Consider the following 11,665-nt stretch of genomic DNA (forward strand, 5'->3'; position numbering starts at 1 on the left):
AAAAATGCCAATGAAAATAAAATTCCTTATAGTTTTTTGTGTTTGGGTGTGTTATGGAAGTGCCCAGGATTGTAATTTAATCCTGGAGGGTTATGTACTGGACTCAGACACGAAAGTGCCATTGGAATTTTCTAATATTTATATACAAAGTGTTAATAAGGGAGCAGTTGCCGATGGTAGAGGGTACTTCAAAATCGTTGAATTATGCCCTAGAGAAGAATATCAGCTGAAAGTAAGTCATGTCGGTTGTGAAACCAAGTTGATTAGTGTTCCACTTGCAAGTGATACGACTATTACAGTGTTTCTAAATCACCAGGGAGAATTAATAGATGAAGTGGTGGTAAATGCTCTGGGGGAGGAGGCGACCAGCGCTTCCAGTTCTTCAGTAGAGCAGTCGGAAATTTCGGAGAATAGCAATGATAATATTTCAGACTTGTTGGAAACAATTAGTGGGGTTAGTATTCTCAGGAATGGGTCTGGTGTGTCCAAGCCGGTAGTACATGGCCTTTACGGTAACCGGGTAGGAATATTGAATAACGGTATTCCACAAGCAGGGCAAAAATGGGGAAATGACCATGCCCCGGAAATAGACGCTTTTGTTGCAGATAAATTATCGGTAGTCAAGGGAACAAGTGCCTTGGAGTATGGAGGTTCTTCTTTAGGTAGTATGGTATTGGTAAATGTCGACCGGATTGGAAATACAGACGGGATCGATGGAGAATTGAATTATATTTTTGAATCCAATGGATTGGGGAATACGGGAAATCTAAAACTGGAGAATTCCAATAAGTTATTGAATTGGAGGCTTACTTCTACCTTTAAAATAAAAGGAGATAATAAAGCACCGGATTATTTTTTAACCAATACCGGGAAAAGAGAAGGAAATTTGGCTTTTCAGGCTGAGAAAACGATTGGTGAGAAGTGGTCCAATCGCTGGTATTATAGCTTTTTCAATACCGAAATAGGAATTTTACGAGGCTCACATATTGGAAATTTGACCGATCTGGAGATTGCAATCGGTAGGGCAGAACCATTTTTTACAAATAGTGAATTTAGTTATCAAATTGATGCCCCCAGCCAAAAAGTACAACACCATTTGTGGAAATGGGAAAGTAAATTGTTCCTGAAGAACGACAGAGTTCTGGCACTAAAATACGGTGGGCAGATTAATCAACGAAAAGAATTTGATGTTCGCAGGAGTGGACGTTCCGATATTCCGGCAATGAGCATGGATCTAACTTCCCATTTTGGAGAAGGTAAATATTCTGGTATTCTTGCCAATAGTATTGATTTTAATATGGGAGTTCAATTAAATTTTCTGGATAATACCAATAATCCCGAAACAGGGATTCTCCCATTGATCCCAGATTACAGGTCTTTTCAGACTTCGGGGTTTATGATTTTTCAAAAGCAGGTTTCAGATTTGTTTTTTGAGTGGGGGGGAAGGTATGATTACAAATACATGAATGTAAAAGCCATATCCCGATCTGTTCCGCGCGAAATTCAGGAATATATTCATCACTTTAGTAATTATTCTTTTTCAGGAGGCCTCCAGTATGATTGGTTTGATAAGGTGCGGACTAATTTCAATATGGGATATATGTTGCGGGCACCGGAGATAAATGAGTTGTATAGTTTTGGATTGCATCAGGGGGTAAGTGGAATTGAAGAAGGAAATCCGGAAATGGACCAGGAGAAGTCATTTAAAATTACTTTAAACAATGACTTGAAGATTTCGGAGGTTTTTAGTCTTAGCCTTTTGGGATATTACCAAAGGATAAACGGTTTTATATACCTTGAACCTCAAAATGAATATAGATTAACCATCCGGGGTGCCTTCCCTTTATTTGAATATACTCAGGCAGATGCGGATATTGCGGGTGTTGATTTTAGTTTAAAGTTTATACCGGAAAAATCCTGGCGGGTTGATGTGAAATATTCTATTGTTCGAGGACAAAATCGAGACGATGAGCTGGCCCTGATTAATTTACCTTCTGATAATATTAGAAGTAAGGTGAAATATTTTTTCGATGATTCGGAAAATTCTAATTCTTTCCTGTCAATTAGTGGGGATTATATTTTTAGGCAAACCCGCATAGAGAAGAGTCAGGATTTTCTTTTGCCCCCGGATGGATACTTTTTATTGGGATTTTCTGCCGGTACGACCATCCCCTTTTTGGATAATGGTTTGACCGCTGAATTGCGGTTTGAGAATGCATTGAACCGTAGGTACCGGGATTACTTGAATCGACAGCGGTATTTTGCTGATGAACCGGGGATAAATGTTAGTTTGAGATTGAATTACAAGTTTTGATTCTTGCTGAAAGAAAGCGCAAGTTCCGTTCCCATCTATAGGGGAAAGAAACCTACAGTGAAAGCCCTGGGATGTTTACGCCGGGCTGACCAACGGGATCACTTTGTGATAAGGTTCTTCCGCGGACATTCGTTAATTTATTCCTCCACCTTTATTACTGAAAGTTCCTTATTTATCGGAATGGTTACTTGCTTAATCATGTCGTTATTCTCATACACCTTAATTTTTGCAGTACTATTCACCACTTCCATTTCCGCGGTTAGTTCAGGAGTCTTACCTTCAGTAGCTACCATTACCCATCCGAATACGGTCTTTCCCGCCGGAATATTGGATGAATAAATTACCGTTGGATTGGGTTCTTTGGTTCCGTAAGTTTCGCTATACCATCCCTGATAGTATGGTTCTTCCTGGCCTTTTACTATTCTAGACTCCCAGCTTATTTTGCCAATAGGAATAATCATCAGATTGGGGTATTCCGTATTAGTAGAAAAAGCCTGGAGGTCTTTTATTTGAACAAGTGATTGCGGGACATAGTGCCACATCGCTTCAATTTCCCTCGGCTGGTCTGTATTCAGTTGTTCTAATACAAACCATTGATTGTCTTTGGTGTATAGCACGGACCGAGAATGTGTACTTTCTCCTTCCAAGCCTTCAAAACCATTTGTAAATGTTCCTGTAGCGAAATCGTACTGTCTCGTTGAAATAAAATCTTCACCTTTCTTGAGAGCTTCTTCCCCAACCAATGGGCCCGGATTTTGTCCTTTTCCATCTACCAAAATTACGTTGTGTGAAAAAGAACTCCTAAAATAACCACGCCAGATGGTCGGGTCAAAACTAAAGTAGTCCTCATGGGTATACCTACCCCCGTCGACTAAAATGTCCTTTCCAAATGCATGGATGGAAAGATGAAGCATATCCCGGTGTTGGTGCCCGGTGCCGTATGGGCCATTGTCAAAAAAAGACCATGTAGCATTTTTACCCCAATCCGATCGCATAATATTTATTCCAGCCCATGGGAAAATAATAGACGGAAGGCCCGCTGGTTTTAATCCCTCCCGGCCATTGGTAGCAATATATACCCAATCCTGTCTATTGAACTTTTCAGCAGCGATAAGGACTCTTTCTCGTAAATTATCTTTATCAGAATCATTATTGAGCGGTTGGGTCCCGTCGGGACGCATAGAATAAGCTAAATAATTATACATTTCTTCAATCCGATTCATATATTCTGAGGATATTCCCCGATTAGCATTATTGAAGTGCCTGGCCAGTGATTCGAACCGTCTGAGGGCTACCCACTGCGTTTTAGAGGAGACTTCCGTCTGTATTCCGTCGGGGTAGACCTGCCGGTTAATTTCTTCATTCATTGTCTCTAATGCATAATTAGCCCACTTTTCGGACTCCTTAAATTCAGGAAATGCCAGACCGACTAAGGCCAGGCCGTTCATTTCCATGGTAGTCCAATTATGCCCGGATTTGTGGTATTGGTGAAGATATCTTGCTTGATCAATAAAACTGGACAGCATCAACAATCTTGCTGCAGGGCTGAAACCTTTTAAATTCTGTAATGCGAAAAACATTTGTGGCCAGGTGGCTCCCAGTCGCCTTCCGGTATCCAGGGTTCGCCATTCCAGTTCCCCAATATCCCTGTAGTCGAGGTTGTTTATCCCTTTGAGTACTAAGAATATAGAATCATCCTCTTTTGGTAATGGATGTTGCAGTATCCAATCTTTAACTACATTATCAAATTTGGATATATATTTTTTATTTTTGTTTTTCGCCCAGGCGTGATAAAGGGCCGGTAGGTAGTTTTGTGTATTCAGGGAATAGGCAAATTCAGCGTCATCTTTTGGGCCTGTGTATTTCCAGTCCCAATTACCGCTTACATCAATTGGTACTTGTCCTTCTGCCTCTTTAAGTAGAATCCTGTTTTCGAGCAAGCCATTGGCTACTCTCATGAATTCATCTTCATTCATTGGGTCAAAAGAATTAATTACCCAGTCTCTTTTGATTGTTCTGAAGTGAAGAAGTAATTCTTCACAAGCTGATACAGTGTCTGAGTTTTTTAGCGCCTTTTTCACAGCATGTAACCCACCATTTTCTAAATCGATTGCATTGAAAAGTTTATTAATGCTTTCAGGGGCAATTTTTATAACTTCTTCTATGGTGAAGGGGGGTTTGATTTGATTTTTTTGATTGGTATTGCCAATAACCTTATAAGTGAATAGATATCCGGTAATAAGGATAGTAATTGTTGAAAATAAATATTTAATCATGGTTAATATTGTGAAATATAGTTAATGTATTTAGGTAAATATATGAAATTTAAAATGGTTTGTCTCCGTCTGGATAATTTGTAAATCCATTGATCTTCGTATCTTTTTGTTTTGTCTGTTGATTCAGTTTTTATAGTGCTTTGTGAGGTATTATTGGAAAATAATTTCAAAAAATATGAATTTTGACTACGTGTTGTTGGTTCTTTTGGTGTCTTACATATAAATAATATGGTAATGGGTTTTAAAATTAATAGGAATGTCAATAGAACCGGGTGAGGGTAGAAAAGGAATGGGAATCAGATCTTTAAAGGTTGCCAGGGACAGCAATGAAAGAGATAAGAATGGAATGGTCGATAAGGTGGTGGCTTCGGTGGACAACGAACGATTTTTACGGGAAGCCTTCAGTGAAGATGAATGGTTGGGATGTACGTTACTATTCGAACATTATTATGCACCGTTGTGTAGTCATTCCATTCGATTTGTATACTCCCGGGAATATGCCGAAGATGTCGTGGCAGAGGTTTTTAGGGAATTCTGGCAGAGAAAACATTTTAGAAAGATCACTACCACTTTTCGAACTTATTTGTTTCGTGCAGTGAGAAACAGATCACTGAATTTTATACGAAGGGAATTAAGACAAACCTTGCCTTCTAACGGGGATCTGCCCATAGTTTCAGATGCTATGAGGCCTGATGAGCAAATGATGTACGATCAGTTTTACCAAAAAATTCAAAAGAGTATTGACCAGTTGCCTCCAAAATGTAAGAAAATATTTTTGATGAGCCGGTTTGAAGGTAAGAGCCTGAAAGAAATAGCCCGGTCTCAGGATATTTCGATCCGAACAGTAGAAACTCATATTAGCAAAGCCCTATCAGCGTTGCGGGAAGTTTTGAAGGACCAATAATGGACCATGGAAGTGCTGGATGTCTGGTCATATTATATAGATTTATAATTTAAACATGAACACAAAGATCAATAAAGAACTATTATTTCGATATTTTTCCGGATTGTCAACGCCATTGGAAAATTCCGGGATTGAACGTTGGCTGGAACGCGATGGAAATGAAGAAGTATTTTTCCTGTATCTGGAGGAATGGGAGAGGACCAATGCTCAGTATCTTCCTGACAAGGATGCGTTTTTTTTAAAGTTTAGGGGAGAGTTGGACCGAAAGGTAAAAAGAAATAATAATCCCGGGAATTGGTACGTAACATTGATAAATGTTCAAAGGAAATGGTGGGGGATTGCCGCTGCGTTTATGATTATAATATTTGGGGCTGTTTTAGCCAAAGACTGGATTTTATATAAGAATTATTCTACGCAATTCGGTGAAACGATGACAATAATCCTGGATGATGAAAGTCAGGTCGTTCTCAATGCTAATACCTCGTTGAAAGTACCTCGATGGATTGGGTATTCAGAGGACAGGGAAGTGTGGATGACAGGGGAGGCTTTTTTTAAAGTAAGTAAAAAAAGAAATCACAAAAAATTCAGAGTACACACGGACAACCTAAGTGTGGAAGTATTGGGGACCCGTTTTAATGTAACTGATCGCCACCAAACTACCAAGGTAGTGCTTCAGGAGGGTAAAGTGAAAGTTGTGTCGAATAGTGACGAGGGGAGCATAGCTATGTTGGAAAAAGCCGGGGATTATGCTGAGGTGCAAAACAAAATACCGGAAATCATCACTCGTCGTGTGGATGAATCCCTGTATACCACCTGGCAGGAGAAGCGGTTGAAATTTAATGAAACTCCGTTGCCCCAGGTTTTACAGACTATTGAAGATTATTATGGCGTCCGCGTTGGAAGTAATGATACGATATTATACAATAGGAAGTTTTCGGGGACACTGCCTAATAATGACCTGGATATTATTCTCCAGGCATTATCGAATATTTACGGGGCGGAATTCAAAAGAGAAATCAATAATTGAAGATATAATCTAACAAAAATGTGAGGAATATGAATAAGATATACACGGTGTTATGGCTTTTACTGTGCCAGCAATTGTTATTCGCCCAGGGGGATATGGCAATGAATGTGCTTTCGAATCCACATTTGGCTCAAGAAAATCTGTCGGAAAATACACTGTCGGGAATTTTGGGACAAATCGAGAAAAAATTTAAAGTGTTCTTTAATTTTGATCCCGATCTTATATCGAATAAGGATATTGACGGAAAGATCATCATCTCAGACGATCTCAATGAGACTCTGGAAAGAGTACTTAAGCCTCTGGGACTGGAATACCAAAAACTAGGCGATAGCTATTATGCGATATATCCGGTAAAAGAGCGGGCCGTCAAAGAAAAAATGCAACCGGTAGAGAACCTCCCGGTAAAAGAAAGCGGGGAAAATGATGTAGGAGATAATGGAAGTAGGGGATTTGTAAGCCCAAAGATTTTTCATCGTACTGATTTGTCCAAATTATTGAAGCAAGAAAGTACCATAACCGGCAGAGTAACAGATTCTGACGGTGAAGCTTTGATAGGGGTCAATGTCTTGGTGAAAGGGACGAACAAGGGAACTTCCACGGATTTTGAAGGAAATTTCACGTTGGAGGATGTCAATGAAAATGCCGTTTTGGTAGTTTCGTATATCGGGTACCAGACCCAGGAAATTCCGGTAAATGGAGAAAAAGAAATAACAATTACATTACTGGAGGATTTGCAGACGTTGGATGAGGTAGTGGTAGTGGGGTATGGGACTCAAAAAAAGAGTGACTTGACAGGGTCTATCTCTTCAATTCCAAAAGATAGGTTAGAAATTTCCCCAAATATAAATATTTCTCAAGCCATTCAGGGTGCTGTTTCCGGGGTGATGATTCAAACAAGTTCAGCTGGTGCTGCTCCAACAGAATCTTTAATGATAAGGGGTAGAAACTCTATTAATGCAGGCAATACACCTTTGGTTGTCGTTGATGGGATAAGTTATTATGGAAATATATCTGATATAAACCCCGCAGATGTTGAATCAATTGAAATATTAAAAGATGCCTCTGCGTCTGCAATTTATGGTGCTAGAGGAGCAAATGGTGTGATTCTTATAACAACTAAAAAAGGAAGAGATGGAGATCCAATAGTTTCATATAATTCGCACATTTCATTTCAGCGATTTACGAAATTACCTAATGTAATGAACGGAGAGGAGTTTTTTAGGTTTAGAGAAGAACGGTTTCCCGGAGTGGTCACTGAATCGGAAAGGGAAGTATTGGAAAATGAAGAATCGGTTGATTGGATAAACTTAGGATTGCGGGAAGGATTTAGACAGCAACATAACCTTTCATTAGCGGGGGCCATTGGTAAGACTTCATTCTATTTAAGTGGTGGATATCTGGGAGCAAATGGTATTGTTATTAACGATGATTTCCAAAGAATGACAGGAAGATTAAATTTAGATATTCCTTTAAATGATTGGTTAACAATTGGGACACGAACTCAATTGTCAAATGATAACAAAAGTGGGGTTCCGCCCAGTCAATCAAGTTTATTTTATATGAACCCCAATTCTAAACCCTATGATGATGAGGGAAATTTGACAATATACCCATGGCCGGAGGATGTTTTTTTTGGAAATCCACTTGCACCCACTCTATATGATGATATAAATAAATCAGATCAGGTTCTAAGCAACAATTATGTTTTAATTAAATTACCATTTTTAAAAGGTTTGAGTTATAGATTGAATGGGGGAGTTAGAAATCGTACATATGAGCAATCAACTTATCGAGGTAGAAACACAGCTTCTGGGTTGGAGTCAAGAGGTAATGCTGATTTGAGTCGAGGTTCTTTTTTTAGCAGTGTATATGAGAATATTTTATCTTATAATTCAACCATTCGTCAGCATGGTATATTTGCCACTGCAGTATTAGGTTACGAGAGGAATAAGAACACATCAAATTCATTGTCTGCGGTGGGATTTCCTAATGACTTTCTTTCTTTTTATGCGGCACCACAGGCAGATGCTAGTATTCCAAGTTTTTCATTTACTGAAACTAAATTACTCTCTCAAATGCTTCGCTTAAATTACATATATGATAGCCGATATCTTGTTACACTTACAGGACGCAGAGATGGATTTTCGGGGTTTGGAGAAGCAACAAAATGGGGTGTTTTCCCTTCAATTGCAATTGCCTGGAATTTAGCAAATGAGGGTTTTTTCCCTTTTAGAAACATCTTTAATTCAATAAAATTACGCGCTTCGTATGGATCGAATGGAAATAATGCTATTGGGGCTTATGAGTCTTTATCTAATTTGAGTTCAAATGACTTTATACATCAAAGTGAAACTAGAGCGGGGTTCTTCCCTGCAAAACTTGGACAAGAAAATCTTAGTTGGGAGGAGTCCAAAACTCTTAATATTGGATTAGATTTCGGATTAATGGAAAACAGAATCTATGGGGAAGTCAATTTTTTTAGTACAAATACAAGTGATTTGCTTTTGAACAGAACTATTTCATCTGTTCATGGGATTACTTCCATTATTCAAAATATAGGAGAAGTAGAAAATATAGGATTTGAATTTTCCATAAATTCAAGGAATGTGACAAGGGGTAATTTTACATGGAATACATCTGGTAATATATCTATTATTAGAAATAAAATAGTTGATTTATATGGAACTGGAACGGATGATATTGCAAATTCTTGGTTTATAGGTCATCCAATAAACGTTAATTTTGATTTTGTTGTGGATGGAGTTTGGCAGTTAAATGAAGCAGATCAGGCAGCTACTTGGGGAAGTCAACCTGGATTTGTTAAGCTTAGGGATGTAAATGGAGACGGGCGAATGACAGCATCTGAGGATATGCAAATAATTGGACAGAGGGATCCTAAGTTAATGTGGGGAATGACCAATATTTTTTCATTTAAAAAATTTTCACTTAATATTTTTATCCACGGTGTACATGGTGTAACAAAGCGTAATCCCTTAAAAACGGATAATGATACATATGCCCAAGTTCGACAAAATACAACAAAAAAGAATTGGTGGACCCCGAATAATCCTACTAACGATTTTGTTATGAATCACTTGGATGCTGAGATAATGGATGGAATAGGTGGAAGAGGGGGGTCTAGAATATGGTGGTATGAGAATGCCAGTTTTATCAGAGTAAAAGATGTTTCAATTTCTTATAACGCACCTGAAAATTTTATAAAAAGGATCGGACTTCAAGGATTTCGAATTTATATCAATGGTCGTAATCAATTTACATTTACAGAATGGGATGCTCTGGACCCGGAGTTAAGCTCCCAATTGGCTATACCATTACAAAAAGAGTTGGTTTTTGGCCTGGATTTAAAGTTTTGATAATCTTACTAAAATTAATATAATGAAATTTAAATATAGATTTATTCTTGCAAGCTGTCTTTGCTTGGTTTTGATATCAGGGTGTAATGTTTTTAATGAAGATTATTTAGAAGAGAGACCTCCTCATCTCATAAGTGCAGGAACACTTTTCGAATCATATGAAGGTTTTCAAAGTGGATTAAATGGTCTATATGCTGAGGTAAGATTAGAATTAAGTGGATTACAATCAAATACGGCTCCTCGTTATGCAATCACCATGGGAGGAACTGACGTATTGGTTACAAACTTACCCCATGTTGGTTGGTCAACAATGGCATCTAAGTTTGGTAACGAACTTAATCCAAATCAATCATGGTTAAGTGAATGGTTTGCATGGGTATATGGCATTGTGAATGCAGCAAATACTATTATAGATGAAGCAGAAAAAAGGGAGGATGTAGAATGGAGTTATGATGGAAAAAATCCGGAAGAAAATAGAAATTTGGTAATCGCGGAGGCAAGAGCAATACGAGCCTGGGCGTACCGTCATTTATCTTATTTATGGGGTGATGTTCCTTTGGTTTTGCAACCATCCTCTGGCTCATCAATTAAAACTGATTGGGAAAGAAGCCCGGTAAAACTCGTTCGTGAACAGATGATTGAAGATTTTTTATTTGCTGAACAATATATTCCTGTAGAGAGAGAAAATCAAGGCAGATTAACGAAAGGAGCTGTGCAACATTATCTTGCAGAAACTTATCTCACCTTGGACGAACCAAATAATGCCTTGATGATGGCTGATAAGGTAATAAATACACCGGAATATAATCTTATCACTGAAAGGTATGGCGTGAGAATGGACGAACCAGGTACTCCTTTTATGGATATGTTTTATGACGGGAATGCTAACAGAGAAGAAGGGAATTCCGAAGCTTTATGGGTTTTCCCATTTGAACAGTTTAGCCAGGGCGGAGGTGTTGCCCACAAAAATCGACACCATGCCAGCAGATATAGTGAAATAGTAATTGATGGAATAGTCCCCCTTCAAAATACTTTGGAAAGAGGGGGTAGAGGAGCAACTATATGTTCTTTGTCAAAATTTTGTCTTGGACTTTGGGATAAGGGAGATGATAGAGCATCTGAATTTGCTATAAGATGGTTTTATGTTTTGAAAGATGCAGAGTCAAATGCACCTTATCCTGCAGATAGGTTGCCTTCAGGATATTCATATGGAGATACTATATGGACCAATTATGAAGAAGTTTTATCTCCGTCAAACTTAAGGCAGCCAAATAGGCCATTCTCGAGAAAGGTTGAGGGTACTGATCCTAATAATGTCAGTACCAGTAATCAATGGAACGATCAAATTTATCTCCGATTGGCTGATACATATCTTTTGAAAGCAGAGGCTCAGTACAAACTAGGAGATATTTTAGGAGCGACTGAAACTATAAATACTATCAGAAGAAGGTCTAATGCAGATGCTATTACTGAGTCAGATATAGATATTGATTTTATATTAGATGAAAGGGCACGGGAATTAATAATGGAAGAGCATCGTCGGTATACATTGATAAGGAATAATAAGTGGATAGAAAGAACTAAGGCTCATAATTTCCATGGTGGACAGTTTATTGAAGAAAAGCATAGGTTAATGCCTATCCCACAAGATGTTATTAATACAAATTTATCAAGTGTCTTCCCACAAAATCCTGGATATTGAGTGTCCTGACAAGGATTGAACAAAGGAAAAGTTCTTTGTTTATTACTTATGCTGAGTAAAAGATGAGG

6 protein-coding genes are annotated in these 11,665 nt (G+C 38.3%); 5 read left to right on the plus strand and 1 reads right to left on the minus strand.

Annotated elements, in window-relative coordinates; genetic code table 11:
• Positions 1-10: 10 nt before the first annotated feature.
• Positions 11-2,314 carry a TonB-dependent receptor gene (locus LVD47_RS21590; RefSeq protein WP_236980564.1) on the plus strand — a complete coding sequence of 768 codons (2,304 nt, stop codon included), beginning with the start codon at positions 11-13 and terminating at the stop codon, positions 2,312-2,314.
• A gap of 137 nt (positions 2,315-2,451) precedes the next feature.
• Here LVD47_RS21590 and LVD47_RS21595 read toward each other — a convergent pair whose 3' ends face one another.
• Positions 2,452-4,590 (minus strand): alginate lyase family protein, encoded by a 2,139-nt coding sequence (locus LVD47_RS21595; protein WP_236980565.1) that lies wholly within the window; start codon positions 4,588-4,590, stop codon positions 2,452-2,454.
• Positions 4,591-4,846: 256 nt separating this feature from the next.
• Here LVD47_RS21595 and LVD47_RS21600 point away from each other — a divergent pair, with 256 nt between their 5' ends.
• Genes LVD47_RS21600 through LVD47_RS21615 form a run of 4 tightly spaced genes read left to right on the plus strand, consistent with a single transcriptional unit; the run spans position 4,847 to position 11,597 of the window.
• Positions 4,847-5,494, plus strand: a complete 648-nt coding sequence (locus tag LVD47_RS21600) for an RNA polymerase sigma-70 factor (protein ID WP_236980566.1) — start codon at positions 4,847-4,849, stop codon at positions 5,492-5,494.
• Between the two features lie 55 nt (positions 5,495-5,549).
• Entirely contained in the window at positions 5,550-6,521 is a 972-nt protein-coding gene (locus LVD47_RS21605) for a FecR family protein (RefSeq protein ID WP_236980567.1), read from the plus strand.
• A gap of 29 nt (positions 6,522-6,550) precedes the next feature.
• Positions 6,551-9,895, plus strand: coding sequence for a SusC/RagA family TonB-linked outer membrane protein (locus tag LVD47_RS21610; RefSeq protein ID WP_236980568.1), 3,345 nt, complete (start codon positions 6,551-6,553; stop codon positions 9,893-9,895).
• A 22-nt stretch (positions 9,896-9,917) separates the two neighbouring features.
• Positions 9,918-11,597, plus strand: coding sequence for a RagB/SusD family nutrient uptake outer membrane protein (locus LVD47_RS21615; RefSeq protein WP_236980569.1), 1,680 nt, complete (start codon positions 9,918-9,920; stop codon positions 11,595-11,597).
• Positions 11,598-11,665 lie beyond the last annotated feature (68 nt).

The organism is Membranihabitans maritimus (assembly GCF_021729145.1).
Lineage (GTDB): Bacteria > Bacteroidota > Bacteroidia > Chitinophagales > Saprospiraceae > Membranihabitans > Membranihabitans maritimus.

Coding starts and splice junctions, on each gene's coding strand:
- LVD47_RS21600 (WP_236980566.1), top strand. CDS start 4,847: ATGTCAATAGAACCGGGTGAGGGTAGAAAAGGAATGGGAATCAGATCT.
- LVD47_RS21605 (WP_236980567.1), top strand. CDS start 5,550: ATGAACACAAAGATCAATAAAGAACTATTATTTCGATATTTTTCCGGA.
- LVD47_RS21590 (WP_236980564.1), top strand. CDS start 11: ATGAAAATAAAATTCCTTATAGTTTTTTGTGTTTGGGTGTGTTATGGA.
- LVD47_RS21595 (WP_236980565.1), bottom strand. CDS start 4,590: ATGATTAAATATTTATTTTCAACAATTACTATCCTTATTACCGGATAT.
- LVD47_RS21615 (WP_236980569.1), top strand. CDS start 9,918: ATGAAATTTAAATATAGATTTATTCTTGCAAGCTGTCTTTGCTTGGTT.
- LVD47_RS21610 (WP_236980568.1), top strand. CDS start 6,551: ATGAATAAGATATACACGGTGTTATGGCTTTTACTGTGCCAGCAATTG.